The following is a 16,271-nucleotide window of genomic DNA, read 5'->3' on the forward strand; positions in this document are numbered from 1 at the left end:
CTGACGCCACCCGACGTCGTAGTCGAGATTCGACCCCACTCGCCAAGTCTGAAGGGGTCCCTAGCCATCTAGTTCGTCTCCGACCGCCATTCCCAGTTCGGTCATCTTGTGAAAGAGGTCCTCCGACCGCCTGCGCGCATCCTCGTAGGCCATTTGCATGGTTTCGATGTGCTCTGCCGATTCGCTCTTCGACAAACCGTTGCGCAGTTGAACTCGCGCGCGCCGCATCGTCTGTAGCGACTGGAGCCATTCGCGCGTGATGCCGACACGGTCGTTTCGAGGCTCGAACTGCTCACGTACCCACACGCCGACCGACTCTTCGGTGTCGGCCTCGGTCCAGTCTGGCGACGGCTTCATGAGACCTGCTTCGCCGCTGAACCATCTAAGAGCCTCGTGCGATTCTTGCTCCAGCCCAGGAAGGATCTCGACTGGGCCTTTGGGTAGGTCAGGGTACAGAAGTTGGGCCGGCGATACGCCGAGTGCTGCTGCCAAGACAAGTAATTCAGCAACATCGATGCTCTTCTTGCGCCCTGTCTCCAGATCGGCGACTACCGACCGTGAGATCCCGAATCCGATATCGACTGTGCGATCCGAGAGCTTCGCCGCTGACAGAGCCGAGTGCTCCTTACCTCGGAGCCGTCGAACTTCGCCGGCGACGCGGGCCACTAGCTGTTCAGCCCAAGACTGTGTCATAAGCACGCAGTCTAGCTGATTTTTCACAAGTGTTGTGGCAGCGCTACTGAATTGCTACGTTGTGGTGGAACCACATGGATAGGACTCGGTCGAGTGCGCGATTGTGGCTTCGTCACACAGAATGTGGAAAGGAAACACCATGTCTCGACGGTTGTATTCGGTCCAGGAAGCGATGGCTCGGACGGGTCTCGGACGCTCCAACCTGTTCAACAAGCTTGCGGCCGGTGAGATTCGCAGCGTCAAGGTCGGTAAGCGCCGACTGATTCCCGACACGGCCATTGACGAGTACATCGTCGGACTGGAGGAGGCGGCACGCGTCAGCTCGGGCGTTGCCTGACATGCCTCTCACTGCAGACCCGTACGAACTAGAGACGCCCCCGGCGAGTTCCGGTGTTACGAGCACCGGTGCCGAGGGCGTCCTCGAAATCCCCACCTTGCAGGAAGGAGCTTCGTCCTCGGATACTAATCGGTCCTGACGCGCCTCACAAGGCGTTTTGCCGCGCTCATTCCCTCACTCTGCTTCGGGATGTTGTCGACGCAAGAGCGGGGATGAGTGGAGGCCGGATTTATCCATGTCTAGGTGAATCCATCTGCGTACACACTGTTTTCGCGGTTGTCTATGTAACGCCGTACCCCTGCGTGGGTCCGGCGTGCCGTTGAAGTCCGCCCGCAGTCGCTGTCGCAGCGTCGTTTTCTGGCAGAGCCCGACGAACAACCAGCCTGCCGCCGGCCTGTGCACCCTTTGTAAATCCTCGGAGACCGGCCCCGAGGCACCACCAGCTCGACTGATCATCGAACCGGTGGCGATACCGATTAGCCGCGCGCCCACCGAGGCGCGGGGCTATCGGGCGTGGAGCGGACAACGTGGGTGCGGAAATTGGCTCAGGGGCCATGGGGGGTCCGGAGGGAACGAACGAAGTCCCTTGTCTTTCATACGTAACCACTATGGAGGTACCAGTTGAGCTCCCGACCCATCTGCAATGCTGACATCGCCAAGTTGTCCGGCATGACGAACCGTCATTCAGGCCTCGATCTTTCAGTCCACGCCGCTCGATTACTCGTATCCGTTGTGCACGTCGATTCCGTGAAGATCCATACAGAGCAACAATTTGGCTGCTTCAAATCGTGCGCGGCAGTTCGCCGGTGCAGGCCGCTCCCGCTAGCGGTGCGGCGGCGTTCCGCAAAACTGACGTACCTGAATTACCAGCAAAGAGTGCCTCAGATGACTCGCTGGCGACGGGCGTCATACATCCCGCAGTGGCCATACCTCCAATGCCTGCAAAGGATGAGAGTCAAGCTCGGGATGTGTTGTTGGTAAATGCTTCTCATGCCACTATGGCGCGTCTTTCGCCTACGGCAAGGGAATCACGCATCGAGCCCCTTACCTGCAATACATCCAACACTTCTACAGGGTGCGACTCATCCTTCGGTTCCAAGGCGTGCATGACATCCCATTCCCGCTATACCCCCAGTTCGTCCCATTCATCCATGGAAAGTGAGACCCACCATGCCCGCTGACATCTTTGCGTTCTGCAACCAGAAGGGCGGAGTGGGCAAGACCACCACCGTCTTTCACCTCGCCTACGCCGTTGCCCAAGCGGGGAAGCGAGCACTCGTTATCGACGTGGATCCGCAAGGCAACGCCAGCACAGTCCTGACCAGGACCGAGTTAGAGAGCGACGATGTCGGTGTTGCCGACGTACTCGCCGAGTCGTCGAACGCGACCATCGCCGATGCTGTTGTCCCCACCATCTGGCCTGGCGTAGACCTGGTACCCACGTCACCGGGGAACGAGTCCCTGGCCTATGTCCGCGATCAATTGGTTGTCGCCGGGGCCGGCCGAGAACGGCGGCTTCGCGACGCAATCGACGTCGTACGAAGCGTGTACGACGTGATCCTCATCGATTGCCCACCTAGCCTCGATCTGCTGACGATCAACGCCCTTGTTGCAGCGCGCGCCGCCGTCGTCGTGACTCAGTCCGCGCTGTTCTCAGCCAATGGACTCGCGCGATTGCTGCGCACCATCGATGCAGTCAAGCGCAGCTACAACCCGGACCTCGCCGTGCTCGGTGCGATCGTCAACCTCCACGAGATCGCGACTATCAGCGGCCGAGAACAATTGATCGAGATCGCCGCGAGCATCAACATCCTCGGTGACGCCGTACCCAAGCGGGTTGTCATCAAAGACTCGATGGAGGGCCAAACCAGCCTGGTCGACTGGGGGACAACCCAATCTCGCAGCCTATCGACGATCTACCGCGACACTCTTGCGCTGCTCACGAACGGACACCTGTAATGGCCCGCCCCGAACGTATGAAGAGCGCACTCGCCGGATCGAGCCCGGTCGATCCGCCAGAGCACACGCGGTACCCCCACGACACCGTTTCGTCGGCCGAGACCGGTGCGCAGCCGTCACCGGACAACGCAAAACAGAAGCGTTCGTACTACCTGTACCAGTCCACCGTCGACGATCTTCTCAACGCAGCCGAAGCGCTGTCCGCAACGCCCGGCGCGCCGCGGGGCCCGTCGGACCTCGTCAATGCGGCAATCGAAGACTACTTGGAATTGTTGCGCAACAGATTCAACGACGGTGCGCCGTTCCCGCAACGAACGGGCCCCCTCGCACGAGGACCGAGAATCCGATGAGCCGATCACACTCCGCGGCAACCCCGTTGACAACGAAGCCGTCAGACGTCGTTGGGCTCCATCCAGCGATCTTGCAGTGGGCCCTCGCAACGGCCGTTTCGCTGACAGTAGGCATTGCCGGGGCGTCCTTCTGGCTCAGTTTCGCTGTGTTGCGTGATCTCGCGGTGATGGCTGGGATCGGTCCCGGCGAGGCGTGGGTGATTCCAGTGGTGTTGGACGGCGCAATTGTCTCGACAACAGTGACAGCCATTGCGCTGTCGAATCACACGGACAACCGCACGATCAAGGGCCGTCGCTTCGTCGTCACGATCTTGCGTGTTGCCGCATCGGCGTCGATTGCTGGTAACTCGTACCACGCAGTGTTGAGTGCGACCTTGCTTCCGGCCGTAGTCTCGGCGGGTATTGCCACCATTGCACCTATTGCGCTCCTTGCGATGACCGAAGTGCTGGCCGTCATACTTCGTGCGCCCCGCGAGGCCGTCAGAGTGGAATTCGCTCCAAGTGCTGCCACAGCGGAGCCGCACTGTACAAATACCGAGTTCAGCCAAGAAGGCCCCAGTCCGAGCCGGGATGATTCAGAGGGCGCAGACGGCACGCGGGGAGAACACGTCGACACGGCGGACTCGCCTCGACTGCAAATAGACGACCTCACACCGGAAGTTGCGGAAACAGCGCGGCTCCGACACGCCCACCGCGAATGGTCGTGGGCACGAATCGGTAGAGAAACAGACGGCTCCGTTGCATCGACCGCGATGCGACGATATCGGAAGTGGGAAGAAGTCACCGCAGGGATCATCGATGGCCACCAGGACGGGCAATCCAAGTTTGATCACAAGCCAGCCAGCGAGCGTGACCGCATGTCCGCGGGATAGAAGTGCTACCGCGACATCGAGCCTGGTTGCTTCCCGTCGCTCCCGCGCAATCACCCCAGGCTGTTGATGGCTGTGAGGTGGTCGCGCCCGGATGGCTCAGTCTGCGTCGAGGCACGCGCTGCCCTGGGACCACCTCCGGCGGTCTCCGGATTGAGCTCCGCTGCGCTCCGCACAGCAGAAAGAACAATTTCCTTCGCACATCTGGCTCCGATCGAGCATGCAACACCCTGACCCGTCTTACCCAACCCTGACTCCGCGTTGCTCCGGCCCGATGGGCTCCGAAAACTTTTCAAAGCGCCTGCGGCTGAAAACTTTCCGGATCAGGGCCAGGACGCCGGTCCAGTGCGCCGCCTTCTCTCCTTCGAGCCAGATGACGGCGAAACAAGTTGGCAGAGCGAAAGGGCCGGGGGAGCCGGTCCCGCAACAGAAAGAGAGCCCGACATGCCGCAGAATGTTTCCAGCACAGGACGACGGACCACCGCCGCACACAATGCCCGGACCACCGGAATCGTCACCCACACCACCGTCCTGGTCTCCGGACCCCAGCAGGCCACTATCACCGCTACCTCCGCAGGAACCGACGAAGCGCAGATGATCGTTGCACTAGGTCACGTCATGATGACCTTCCGCAGCGCCGAAACAGTATCCGCAGTCATCACCGGATTTGCCACCGTTCGGGCCGCACTCGCCGGAGCCGATGGACAAGCACCCCATCCTGCGCAACCAGGCGCAGAATTCGGGGCCGCCGCGATCTCCGTCCTGTGGCTCGACAGCCCCGAACACACAGCAGTGCCGCACCACCGCTACAGCTCCGAACAACGTCGCACCATCCACTGGGTAGACCTGCACATGGGACCTGTCACCTGGCGCATCACCGACCGCATCGGGTACGACACCCTGATGGCCGAACTCCGACGCGTTCACCGCGCCGCCGTCGGAGTATTTCTCGACGGCAGCCGCTACCGCCGCGACCCCGCCAAACTCCTCGATGTCTTCGACGACGTCTAGTACCACACGTTCGGCCCCAACCCCGGGGCCGAACGTCGTTTATCCACAGGCTGACTCGACACGACAGTTATCCACACCCTCGCTCGATCGGTACCCGCAGCGAACGCCTTGTTCCGGACCTCGTGTGACGCTCGATTGAAGCAGCTGGCGGCACGAGCGACAAGGAACCAACGATGATCACCTGGACAGTCACCACACACCCTGAGGACAACCCGGAAATTCTGACCGCAACCGGAGCAGAACCTAATCTCCAGGTTGCGAAACGCGCCGCCGCAGATGCCGTCCGTACCGCCCTCCTCGACGCGCGCGAGCACGCATCGTCCGACAACGGCAGCCCGCCGTCCTATCTCGTCACACTCGACGGAACCCGTGCCCTCATCGTCGGACTCGGAAGCTGCAGGCCCGAGAACTACAACGCCGTCCTCGACAGCCTCGAGCAGTTCGACGGCACCGCACCACCGAACCTTCTCTACATCTGACCCACACCTCCGCAATGACGACGAACGCGGCATAGCCAAGCAAAGCGCGACCGGAATATCGAATCCAGTTCTCCCGCAACAGACCCGCGAATGGAAACGAGGCGAACAGATGACCCCGTTGAGAGCAGTCGAACCCGCCGACGACGATCACGCTGATCTGACGGACCATCCAGAGACGGCACCGGAAGCACTGGCGATCTGCGCACTGATGTGGTTGCAGAACACCGACGAGGCCGCCCGTATCGCAGCGACATTGCAGGCCAACGATTTCCACGATCCTGTCTATCGCGAGCTGTACGGCATCGTGCAGGGGCTGATCATCGACAACCTCCCGCACGACCCCGCGAGTGTTCTGGGCGTTCTTGTCCGGTCGGGTGCCAGTGGACACCGCGGTGCGCGGTTGCGTCGAACATTGACCGATGTCACCGCAGCGAACGCATGCGGAGCATCGGCGACCGACTACGCCGGCATGGTTCTGTCGGAAAGTTACCGACGTAGTTTTTTCGACGCAGGGATCAGAATTCAGCAGCTCGCCGAGGAAGCGCCGGAAGAATTTCTGTTCGACCAGCTCGTCGAAATTGGAAGGGCGCAACGTGTAGCGACGAACCGCCTGAACGCCTTCCGCAGAGGCAGCGCACAGTGACGGCGCGGGGAGAGACAGAGTCGGGCGATGAGCGGCGTCGAGCTGCCCTCGCTTCTGTCCGGTTGGCCGTCGCAGATGTCGCGCATCTCAATGGAGACGAACTCGAGGACCTCGCTGTCGGTTGTGAGATCCATGATGCTATGGCCGCCGGCAACACGCTCAGTGAGGTTGCGCGGTCCATCGGGTACACCGAGGCCGTCGCTTCAGATCTTCTGGGCAAGTTCCGAGAGTTCCGCGACAGTCTCGCGGCGCGCAACCAAATTCCCCTGTTCTGAGCAACTTTCCACGCACACCTCGCATTGCCGCCAGACTCGAAAAGGCCGACGCCATGAACTTCATCCGCATCGACACCGACCGAGGGACCCTCTACGGGCCGTCCTTCGCCGCGACGTTGACGCACTTCTTCGGGCAGAACCAGCACGTCGAATGGGACTGCCACCAGCTGACCGCTGGATACTCCGGTGGGCGGTGCACAGTGTCGACTGCAATCCGAGTGCATCACCGCGGACAGTGGATTGTCGCAGCCAGGTCCTTCGGCTCCCACACCGTGGACGCGATCCCCGAGTGCGCAGTTCGCAGCGAATCGAATTTCGCCGTCGCACCGTTCGACGCACCTAAGTTGCCACGCTGGGTTTACGAGTGGGCGCATGACCTAGTGATCTGACCCGCACGGTATCGATCCACCGTTGCAGACCGGATACAAACCTGCATCAACGCCACGACGCTGAGGCGGTGCGCACCCGTGCACCAAGCAACGTCCTGCCCACACCGCAAGATCGGCCGCCTGCCGAAACTTCGACCAGTCGTTTGGGGTGCTGCGCAGCGCGCCGCAATTCGAACCCACCACACGAAAGGAACCCGGCCCGTGCCAGCACAAGCCTGGATCACCTTCATAGTCGGCGTCTTCGCCGTCATTGGCGTCGCCGGAACCGTTAACCAACGCACCCGAGCGGACAACCGCTCCCAATCCTGGCAACGAATTACCTGGTGCCTCGAACGCACCGTCAGCGACAACCCCGACGAGGTTGCCCTCGGCTGGACAGTGTTCGGCACCGTTGCCGCGACACCGTTCATCGCCAAGACCGACCGTCGCACACTCCGAGCAATCGCGGACCGTGACATCGACCCCGGCAGCGACGATCTGGCGGAAACCGACGACAATAGTGACAATGGACCCAGACCGCGAGGAGCGCTCATGACCACCACCGAACCACGCCGGGCATGGACCCCCGAGCAACGCCGGAAGGTCCGCGCCGCAACCGCAGGAGCCTCGATCAAGCTCCGTGAATACGACAACGATCCGGTCCCGCAGTGGCTACGCGACGTCGCCGCAGGCAAAGACACCAAGCCGCCGACTGACTGACCAACCCATCAACCCGACAAGGCCCGCCCCCAAACTAAGGGCGGGCCTTCGTCATGTCGCGCACATCGGGAATCGATGCCGTCGACTACGCAGAACGAGTGGCCGCCATGCGGGCGGCAGGCGAATCGAACTCCACTGCGCTCCGTCCTGCCACAGCCCGGGCAGCGAAGAGAACACGAAGCCGCCGCTCGCGTAGACGCAGGCGGCTCACCGCCTGTCAGTGTGCGGCGTTGTACGCCTCTTCAATATTCGCTGGGATGCGGCCACGTTCGCTGATCTCATAGCCTTGGTCGAACGCCCACTGCCGAATCGCCCGCGTCTGCTCTGGATCGCGCTTGGTTGATCCGTCGGCAGCTGTAGCGGCCGACGCTGCAGCGGGGGAGGGCTTGCGCTTGCGGCCACCGACTCGCGTCGCATGCCCGACGTAGTAATCGAGCTTCTTGTGAAACTCGTTCGCGTTCTTCGCTTTTAGGTCGATCGAGTACTCGACGCCGTTGATCGCGAAATCGATTGTCTCGCCGGATTCGTCGTCGATGACCGACCCATCGATATCGTCCACCAATTGGGTTGTCACTCGTTTGGCCATAGCCGGAAAACCTTTCATCGACACAATCGCAATGCGCAACGGCATTTCTCTCCACCAGGATAACAAGCACGATATCCGCGTTCTCCATCGCACGACAATCTGAGCTGCTATAAAGTCGCGCGCGATTTCTCGCAGTCGGGCGTGCAGGCTCCGAGCTAGTAATACAGCTGGCGCGCTGGTGAGGCTACTCCGGCGACCGTAAACATTGCAGTGCAACACCATTCGTCAGCATGGTCGCGTCCGCCCGTCCCTCCGAGGCCGCCCCGTCGGGGTCACCAATCTCGGTCCTACGAGTCGATCGAGTCCGACATGCCGGGAACCTGACCAGACAATCGATGCTACGCAAGCTCCGCTTTTTTCGGTCGATTGGCCGCCTCGTCATGTCGATAGGGGCATCTCACCCGAACCGCTGGAAGGTGTCTTCCCAATGAAGTTCTACGAATCGCTCAGCGGTTAGCAGTTCATCACTGGGCTAATCGGCGCAACCGGGAACGCCCCCGACGGAGATCCGCGTGCGCCCCGGTGAACCACCGAAGCATTCGCGCTGGCCAGTGCAGCAGAGCTTCGCATCCTCGTCGCGAAGGCTCGGACCCAGTAGCTGTTATGTGCCCACACCTGGTTCTGGTCCAGACTCAGCAGCAGAATGCTCTCGTCCGCCCCTGACCCGATAGCGCATCCTGAGGGCGGCGACGTCATCGGGTGAGGTCCACGACGCAGGCGTCGACGGCCTGGACGTCGGTGTCGCCGGGGGACACGTCCAACTCGGAGCTGGCTCGCGGCCAGCTCGTGGTGTTCCGAGCTCCTCCGGTCGAGGAGTAGACGGTGCCGTTGGCGACTACCCAAACATCGGATCGGTTCTCGACACCACCTGTGGCGCCGAGGGTGGTTCCGCCGATGTAGGTGTAGTCGCCGGAGTCGATGACGGTGCCGTTGGTCAGGGTCAGGCCGGATTCGGAGAAGCCGGAGGAGACCAGATCCACGAGGGACTGATTCGCGGGGGCGCATCGGGGATCGGATAGGTACGTTGCGGGGGCAGGGGGAGGGACGGCCACAGCTGAGGTGGTCGTGGTCGTTGTCGGAGAGACGGTGGTCGTGGCCGTCGGGGTGGTTGTTGCCGGGGCGGGCGTGAACGTCTTTTGGGCCGCGGCACTCGACGTCGTGGACGGTGCAGCAGCCTGAGAGTCGTCGGAAGGATCGTCGTCGCCGAAGACGGCAGCGAGCACGCCCATCACGACGCACGCAGCGACGATGCCGCCGACGATCTTGACCGCGCGCGGCACGCCTGCCCGGGCGGGCTGGCCGGGGTCAGTGGCGCCGATGGGCGCGGCTTCCTCTGCTGTCGGTCCGGTGGCGGGTTGTGTGTGTTCGGTCCATTGGGTTCCGTCCCAGTACCTGATCAGTCCTGGTTCGCTCGGGTCTGGGTGCCATCCGGGCGGGGGTGTGGGGCTGGTCATTGCAGTGTCCGTTCGTCGTTCTCGGTGATGCTGTCATGGGGTATTGCGGATGAGTCAGAAGATCGGTTCTTCGACTGGGTTGTTCACTGGTTGGTGTTTCGACGGTTCCTGTACAGCACAGCCATGTGACTGGCCAATTGCGATGTGGGGGGCTCGGCGTCGCTCCACCGGTCCATGGTTGGTGGTACATACGAAGGCGGCTCGGCGTGTAGTCGCGCCTCGGGTGGAATGTCGTTGGGGCGTTCGTCAGAGCGGGGGAACTGGGCGATCAGCATGTTGACTGCGGCGGCAGCTCGGCTGGCGGGGTCGTATTCCTTGAACTGGGCGTCGTCCCACAACGGCGGAGTGCCGTGGCCACCGTAACCAGTCTCGCAGCTCGTTCCGCATGTGGCGAGGCACGACCAGGGAATGGCGTGAGGGCTGACCTGTTCGAGGGGCACGTCCTGATACCTACGACGCGGGCTGATGTTCTTTTCAGCGAGGGCCCGGACGGTGTATGCGGACATCGCGGTGATTCCGCCTGCCAGCTCATGTTGGTCCAGGGTCCGGAACGGACACTGGACCTGGCTTGTCGTCTTGTCGGTGCCGTTGTAGAGGACGTAAATCGGCGCAAGCGTGGGACTGGCTCTGTGCTCGGCGGTGTAGATCAGTCGATCGACTTGGAGCTCGCCGCTCGCTGACTGGGGCGCGTATCCGAAGCCGTAACCGCCGTTGGGGTGTCCCCTCGCCGCATGCAGCTTCTTGGCTTGCACGAGCATTCCGAACCACCTTGTGTTGCCTTCTATCCACCATTCCCAGTCAGCACCGCTGCGTGATTCCTTTCTGCGGGAGTGGGTTGATATCCGCAGGTTCGGCAGGCTGATACTCAGCTCAAGCAGGATGGTCTCAGTGATAGTTTCCTCGGACTGACGGATCCTTGAGCGCTCTCCCGCAACGATGCGGCGATGCGTATCGATCGAAAGGCCCAGCAGTGCGAAAAAGGTCGTCAACCGATCGTCTTTGTCTACGGTCCAGATTGGGGTCATAGCGCCCACTATTGCAGTGTTGAACACCGGCCACCCTGATGATCGGATAGTGACCCTCATGGCGACTGGTGTCCAGTTTTCGAGGACGTAATCGACTCGGGGTAGCAACGTCGCTATTAGTTCTTGCGCCAATAGTCGACAGTATGCTCGGCAAGGTCAGCAGGACCGCTACCGATTCGCGCTAGATCTGCTAGCCATTTTACTCGACGTTCTTTGGGTGAATCATCTCCGAAGTGTCTCTCCTCGAATGGATTTCCTCCCGCGCTCCAGAAAAGGTGTTGAGCTGAGAGCTCGTCCATCGTAAGCAGGAACCGGGGCCTGTTTGGCAGTGCGCGTTTGAGTGCAGCCACCGCGCTGCACCGGTCTAGTGGCTCCATCACACACATCACATCGAAGCTAGCGTTCAGTTTGGTGGAGATCGCTTCTAACTGCTCGGCTGCTGCTTCATTGAACGCGGTGGCGCGGCGTTTGACCTCCACTGGCACCATCCGGCCGTCGGTAAAGAGCAAGAGGACGTCGGCCTCAGCAACCACCTTTCCATCCTCGACGAACTCCACGCCTGGATGAGCTCCGACGATCCCTTGATCGGCGAACATCGTTGTCAACCATCGAAGTGCGAGTACATGGCCAAGTGCATCGACCTCTAGGCATCGGCGGAGGACCTCACCGATGCGGTACGTGAACTTGACCAGTTCGGAACCGAATGGGCGACTTATCGTTCGGCTGCATCCTGGGCAGGTGTGTGGCGGCGACATCTCTTGGGTGGGAAGCCAGAATTTTACCCGGCAGTTCGGGCAGCCAAGTTCGATACCCTGCACCAGTATCCGTCGGTCAACAGCCCATTCAAGCCAGTGATCCGAGGCATCCTTCTTGTTGCCGAAGCATTTTCTGAACCGGGCTTCGGCAAATTGCCGACCTTCATTAGAAGGCGCGACAACGGGCTCGTCACGTCCCAGCTCGGCTGCGAGTGACTCGATTTCTTCTGCTGTCTTGCTTTCCTCTCGAAGCCGTTTTTCTGCATCGTTCCACCTTTGCTTCCACCAGGACATGCCGCTTCGTTCTGCTAGCTCGTACAGGAGTTCGACCAGTTCCATGTCACATAGGTGATAAATGTCCCCAGTGTCACCTAGCGCGCGAAGGAGGTTCATTGCTGCAAGTCCAGGCTGGGATTCTCGTACCTCTAGGCCAAGTTCCAGTGCTGTTGCCGACAAAGACGTCCAACCGCTGGGCCAGCTCACTTCATTGGTGTGGCCTTTGCGGGCTCCGAAGGTCGCCTGAACTTGGGCAGTGCCACGTTGGTAGGCGGGATAATATGATCCACGGAGGGGGCCGACCGCTGGAATCGGCGCTGCCGGAACAAGTACGGACATAACTAATGACGGCTCGCGGGCAGTTGCGCTCAGCACTTTTCTGTCATCGTCGGTTAACGAAGTTATACGGCTTGTTCCGTCAGTCCAGGTTTGCACCTGGCTCCGCGGTCGAGCAGGTGCAGCCTGGGGCTGTAGAAGGTCCATTGGTTCGGCAACATGGACGGAAGGAACAGCGTAAGCAATCTGTTGAAGTTCATGGTGGGAGACTGATTCACTGCAGACGTATAGGTCGCCGCCGCTGAGCCCAAAGCGAGTGGTCGTAGCTGGTTGCCGGAGGCGGCGAAGGGAATCGGCGTCAAACTCCGCTCGGGGAATCCCGAGCGGCATAGGCAATCTGTCTCCCCAAAGGGCCCGTAGATTCCACAGAAGCGCAACGTCGTCGACAGAGTCTGGGCTCACGACAACGACGATGTTGGGTCCAGCTGCTTGCGCTTGTTCCCAGCGGTCCGGGATGGGACTTGATATCCCTAGATAGCCGGTATTGGGTGGTGAACCGGAGGCGAGGTACAGGTTGCTGAACTGGCGAGGGGTGAATTTGTCTCGGTTGCTCACGCGCATCAGAAGGTCATCGAGGTCTCCTGTGGCTGACACACGCTCGATCGGGATGGCCTTCTCGATATTTGCCTCTTCGAGGCCAGCGGTGAAACACAACGCCTCGCTTAACATGTTCGGCATCCATCCGAGGGTTGCCAGGTAGACGAGATGCCATGGATCGTCTTCTACAAGGTTTACGACCTCGACGGGCCGTGCGCCCTGGGCCGGCTCATGAGCAACGATCAAGCCAGCGGGATAGTCCCATGCGCCTTCGTTTTGCAGGTAGGGGATGGATAGTTCTTCCCCGGTGTGGTTCTGGTACCCGTCGACTTCACTGGCGACGAGCACTTTCGAGAGGTAGTCGGCCGGAGCGTTGCCATGGAGCGCGATGATCGGATTGCTCGCCCCGCCCCAGGTCTGGCACAGGTGGATCGCAGTCTCTTTCGCGTCGCTCAAGCTGGTCACGCAGCGAGCCACACAGTAGGGGCGCAACCTGGTCTGCACCTCTAGAGGGCCGTTAAGCAGCTCGTTATCCAAGATGTGCTTCACAAAGGCCTCCACGAGCTTATCGCGCGTACGTGCGCGGGTTCAGTCGGAAGTATGGCTTACGGAACACGCACTCCTTCTGCCACTACAGGATCAGGCCGCTATCGGGTTGGGTATGTCTCGGTTGGTCTTGGTATAGAACAACGGACTCCCCGCCCTCGAACCAAGAGTTGAGCCAGCGGGGTGCCTGAGTGATGAAATCGCGGCCTTCGCTGTGGTCGCCTCGTGCGGGTTTGTCGTCCGAGTAGACTCTCTTGTCGCGCATGGCGAATGCGTCTTGAATGCTTCCGAGATAGAAGGGTTCGAGTTTTCTCAGCAAGGTGTCAGTTTCTTCTCCCCCTTCGTGAAGGGTGCACAGGGTGTAGATCGCCAGCTCGTCGATGAGATGGTCGAGTGGGTGGGTCCCGTGGTTCGCGGCGGGGGTCCATTCGAGGAAGTCGGCGTTGTTGAGATAGATGTAGTTGCGGAACTCTGAGAGCATGGGTTGGGGAATCTTGGCTCCGTCCGCGATGGCGGCGTGTGCGTCTCGTACCGCTGTGTCGCGGACTGTGTTCGGTTCGAGATCTTGGCCTTGCCCCATTCGTTGCTCGATGGTCCACCACAGGACACCGGGGACAGCACCGTAGACGCTGGGGCAGGCCAACGCTTCCCACCCGAACCACGTCCGTCGAGGCGGGATCTTCAGCGCCACGAGCCAGTTTGCGATCGCGGGCTTGTCCATCTGGACGCGGCGTGAGGTCATATCCTGCGCAACGGTGGTCATCAACGGTGTCCATACGTCGACATGGTGTCCTCCGATGCCGCTTTGCACTCGGCCGCACCATGCGTCCAGCAGCAGCGTGCGGTCGTGATCGTTGCCGATAGTTGCGTTGGAGTGTAGATATTCCTGCTCGAATTGAGCGCGAGCTTGCGGGTTCATCGCGAGGAGGAGGTTGAATTCCTGTTCAGTGATGCCGTTGACGTGCCACTCGGTGAGAAAGCTACGGAACGCGGTGGTTCGGTGTTGCCGAGGCAGGCCTACGCCCTCCATGAGGCGTAGTAGTAGTCGGCTGGGGGTCTCGGTGCGAACCAACTCTTTGAATACGGCAGCGCCGTCGTCTCGGTGATAGTGGTACGACTGCAGAAGCAGCTCCGGGAGGACTGAGGTTTCGTCCTTGTCGAATGCTGCCGTGATCTCGCCGACCAATTCGTCGCCGTTTTTCGCGCGTCGCGAGATGTCTTCTGCGGTGAAGTATTCCTGGAAGGTGCGGTGGGTGAAGCGGAACAATCGTTGTCCGCGAGAGTCGGATCCAAAGCTTGCCAGTAGCCAGGCCCGCCCGGCGCAGAAGTCGACGAAGCTTTGAGCATCGTTCTCGGCGTCGGACATCTCGTACCCGTCTCGATCGACCAACGAGTGAGCGAGCACTTTGACCAATTGAGTTTCTTGGATTCCGTCTTGCAGACCTGCGTGCTTGTAGACGAAGGTGGCGATCTCCTGCATGAGACGGTGAGTGGACTTGGGCATGGCCTCGTGATGCTCGATTTGACGGTGGTTGTCCCAGCGCCTGAAAAGCAGATCAGCGCATTCGTGATAGACCCCGCGGCGATCGGTAGGTATTGCACCGTGTTCGCGGTAGAGGGCGCACAGAAGCGAGAGCATGAGCGGATTTTTGCGTAGATCGTCGACTGACTCGGACTCGGCTTCGAAGCTGGCGATCAGGTCGGGTCTGTTTCGGGAGTCGAACCAGCGCCTGCAGTATTCGGAGATCTGTTGGTCGTTGAATTCGTCGAGGCGGATGTGCGAGAACAGACGACTGGGTAACCTAGCGCGGTTGTAGCCCAGGATGCGGGTGGTGACAAGAATCGAGCACATCGGGTATTGACAGGCGATGCTGTTGATTCGCGATACGAGTGTGATCCGTTTGGATTGATCGGTGACCTCGTCGAGGCCATCGAAAACCACGCTCATCCTTCCCAGTAACAGCATGGATTCGACGTCGTCGACTGTCAGTCGAATAGCGTATTCGTTGTTTATACGGTCGACGATGTGTTGGGTGAGGGAGTTACCCCAGGCTGACTTTGCGTAGGTGCGACACACGATCTCGACGACCGGGACCTGGGTCGAACTCGACGCAGTCTTTTTGAAATGTTGCACGAAGGTGGTCTTCCCGGCACCGGGGTTGCCCATGAGTACATGCCGGAACGGGTTCGTGGTGGGCGAGAGTGGTGCCTGAGCGAGCGGAGAACCGTCGTCGGCGTCCACGAAGCTGCGTTCGACGTAGAGGTCCAGAAACGTCGACGGTTCGTCGATGTCCGTGTGCGAAGCGATAGGTTGATAGTCGATCGCGCCGATTGCCTCGGCGACCCGTGCGCTGCGCTGGAGCACCTCGGCCAGCTCGCTGATATCGGTCGCTATCGATACAACTCTGTCCAGGTATGAAGGTGCGGAGATCCCGGTCAGGGCCGGCGCATGGACGAAATCCATGAATTCGTCCAGCTCATCTGTGTCGAAGGCGCTGCTGACACCGGTCAGCATGCCGTCGTAGAGCGCGTCGACACGGTCGATGATTGCGCCCGTCTTCGATCTCCATCCACCCCCTGTTTCAACTACCCATTTCTGTGCTTCGTTGTCGAACAGCTCCCGGTAGCGGATCAGCGCGACCTCGCGAAGATCCTCCGGTTGAGCGAGCTTTGCGACAGCGAAAACGGCCAGGACGGGTTCCATCTGCGGCGAGGACAAAAACTGTTCGACATCGTGGACGTCGGCGGCCGATAGTGCGATAACGTCGGCGTCGCTCGTGGATGCTTCTTCCACATTGAGGACAAGCAGTTCAGGGTCGAAGGTTCCCAAGAGTCGGAACCGGCGGCGTAGCGCTGCGAAACCACCGACCGCCGACTTGCTCAGGCCTACGGCGGCATTGGACGAGCCAATGGCAGTTGCAGCGATTGTCGGTTCGATCACCCACCTACGCTAACCGAAGCGTCCAGGTGAGGTGCGGGCCATCGGGGTAGGTGTGCAATTGGAGGTTGCGCCTTTGAAACGTGGGGTGGTGCGGTGACATTGTGCTACCGC

General features: G+C 60.6%; 16 protein-coding genes. 10 read left to right on the plus strand and 6 right to left on the minus strand.

Annotated elements, in window-relative coordinates:
* Positions 1-60: 60 nt before the first annotated feature.
* The gene (locus QM588_RS22195) at positions 61-693 is read right to left on the minus strand and encodes a helix-turn-helix domain-containing protein (protein ID WP_283316594.1); all 633 of its coding nucleotides are present in this window, start codon (positions 691-693) and stop codon (positions 61-63) included.
* 139 nt (positions 694-832) lie between these two features.
* On the opposite strand from QM588_RS22195, the gene QM588_RS22200 reads away from it, so the two are divergent.
* From QM588_RS22200 to QM588_RS22245, 10 genes are all read left to right on the plus strand, one after another.
* Positions 833-1,030 carry an excisionase family DNA-binding protein gene (locus tag QM588_RS22200; RefSeq protein WP_032368532.1) on the plus strand — a complete coding sequence of 66 codons (198 nt, stop codon included), beginning with the start codon at positions 833-835 and terminating at the stop codon, positions 1,028-1,030.
* Positions 1,031-2,200: 1,170 nt separating this feature from the next.
* On the plus strand, positions 2,201-2,989 hold the full coding sequence (locus QM588_RS22205) for a ParA family protein (RefSeq protein ID WP_283316597.1): 789 nt from the start codon (positions 2,201-2,203) through the stop codon (positions 2,987-2,989).
* A complete protein-coding gene (locus QM588_RS22210; RefSeq protein ID WP_283316598.1) occupies positions 2,989-3,339 on the plus strand; it encodes a hypothetical protein in 351 nt (116 codons plus the stop codon). Before QM588_RS22205 ends, QM588_RS22210 begins: the two co-directional genes overlap by 1 nt.
* The gene (locus QM588_RS22215; RefSeq protein ID WP_283316599.1) at positions 3,336-4,211 is read left to right on the plus strand and encodes a DUF2637 domain-containing protein; all 876 of its coding nucleotides are present in this window, start codon (positions 3,336-3,338) and stop codon (positions 4,209-4,211) included. Before QM588_RS22210 ends, QM588_RS22215 begins: the two co-directional genes overlap by 4 nt.
* A gap of 441 nt (positions 4,212-4,652) precedes the next feature.
* Positions 4,653-5,219 (plus strand): hypothetical protein, encoded by a 567-nt coding sequence (locus QM588_RS22220; protein ID WP_283316600.1) that lies wholly within the window; start codon positions 4,653-4,655, stop codon positions 5,217-5,219.
* A 173-nt stretch (positions 5,220-5,392) separates the two neighbouring features.
* The gene (locus tag QM588_RS22225) at positions 5,393-5,698 is read left to right on the plus strand and encodes a hypothetical protein (RefSeq protein WP_283316603.1); all 306 of its coding nucleotides are present in this window, start codon (positions 5,393-5,395) and stop codon (positions 5,696-5,698) included.
* A gap of 109 nt (positions 5,699-5,807) precedes the next feature.
* A complete protein-coding gene (locus QM588_RS22230) occupies positions 5,808-6,341 on the plus strand; it encodes a DnaB-like helicase N-terminal domain-containing protein (protein ID WP_283316604.1) in 534 nt (177 codons plus the stop codon).
* Positions 6,338-6,616: an urea amidohydrolase gene (locus tag QM588_RS22235; protein WP_283316606.1), complete on the plus strand. Its 279-nt coding sequence runs from the start codon at positions 6,338-6,340 to the stop codon at positions 6,614-6,616. The genes QM588_RS22230 and QM588_RS22235 overlap by 4 nt, the downstream gene beginning before the upstream one ends.
* 53 nt (positions 6,617-6,669) lie before the next feature.
* Positions 6,670-7,005: a hypothetical protein gene (locus tag QM588_RS22240; protein WP_283316608.1), complete on the plus strand. Its 336-nt coding sequence runs from the start codon at positions 6,670-6,672 to the stop codon at positions 7,003-7,005.
* A gap of 201 nt (positions 7,006-7,206) precedes the next feature.
* Positions 7,207-7,704, plus strand: a complete 498-nt coding sequence (locus QM588_RS22245; protein ID WP_283316609.1) for a hypothetical protein — start codon at positions 7,207-7,209, stop codon at positions 7,702-7,704.
* Positions 7,705-7,921: 217 nt separating this feature from the next.
* Here QM588_RS22245 and QM588_RS22250 read toward each other — a convergent pair whose 3' ends face one another.
* From QM588_RS22250 to QM588_RS22270, 5 genes are all read right to left on the minus strand, one after another.
* Positions 7,922-8,290 (minus strand): histone-like nucleoid-structuring protein Lsr2, encoded by a 369-nt coding sequence (locus QM588_RS22250; RefSeq protein ID WP_283316665.1) that lies wholly within the window; start codon positions 8,288-8,290, stop codon positions 7,922-7,924.
* A gap of 692 nt (positions 8,291-8,982) precedes the next feature.
* The gene (locus QM588_RS22255; RefSeq protein WP_283316611.1) at positions 8,983-9,744 is read right to left on the minus strand and encodes a DUF2510 domain-containing protein; all 762 of its coding nucleotides are present in this window, start codon (positions 9,742-9,744) and stop codon (positions 8,983-8,985) included.
* A gap of 83 nt (positions 9,745-9,827) precedes the next feature.
* On the minus strand, positions 9,828-10,769 hold the full coding sequence (locus tag QM588_RS22260; RefSeq protein WP_283316613.1) for a DUF6615 family protein: 942 nt from the start codon (positions 10,767-10,769) through the stop codon (positions 9,828-9,830).
* 116 nt (positions 10,770-10,885) lie between these two features.
* Positions 10,886-13,222: a hypothetical protein gene (locus QM588_RS22265; protein WP_283316615.1), complete on the minus strand. Its 2,337-nt coding sequence runs from the start codon at positions 13,220-13,222 to the stop codon at positions 10,886-10,888.
* Between the two features lie 82 nt (positions 13,223-13,304).
* Entirely contained in the window at positions 13,305-16,160 is a 2,856-nt protein-coding gene (locus tag QM588_RS22270; RefSeq protein ID WP_283316616.1) for an NACHT domain-containing protein, read from the minus strand.
* Between the last annotated feature and the right edge of the window lie 111 nt (positions 16,161-16,271).

Source organism: Rhodococcus sp. IEGM 1354, assembly GCF_030056855.1.
Classification (GTDB): Bacteria; Actinomycetota; Actinomycetes; order Mycobacteriales; family Mycobacteriaceae; genus Rhodococcoides.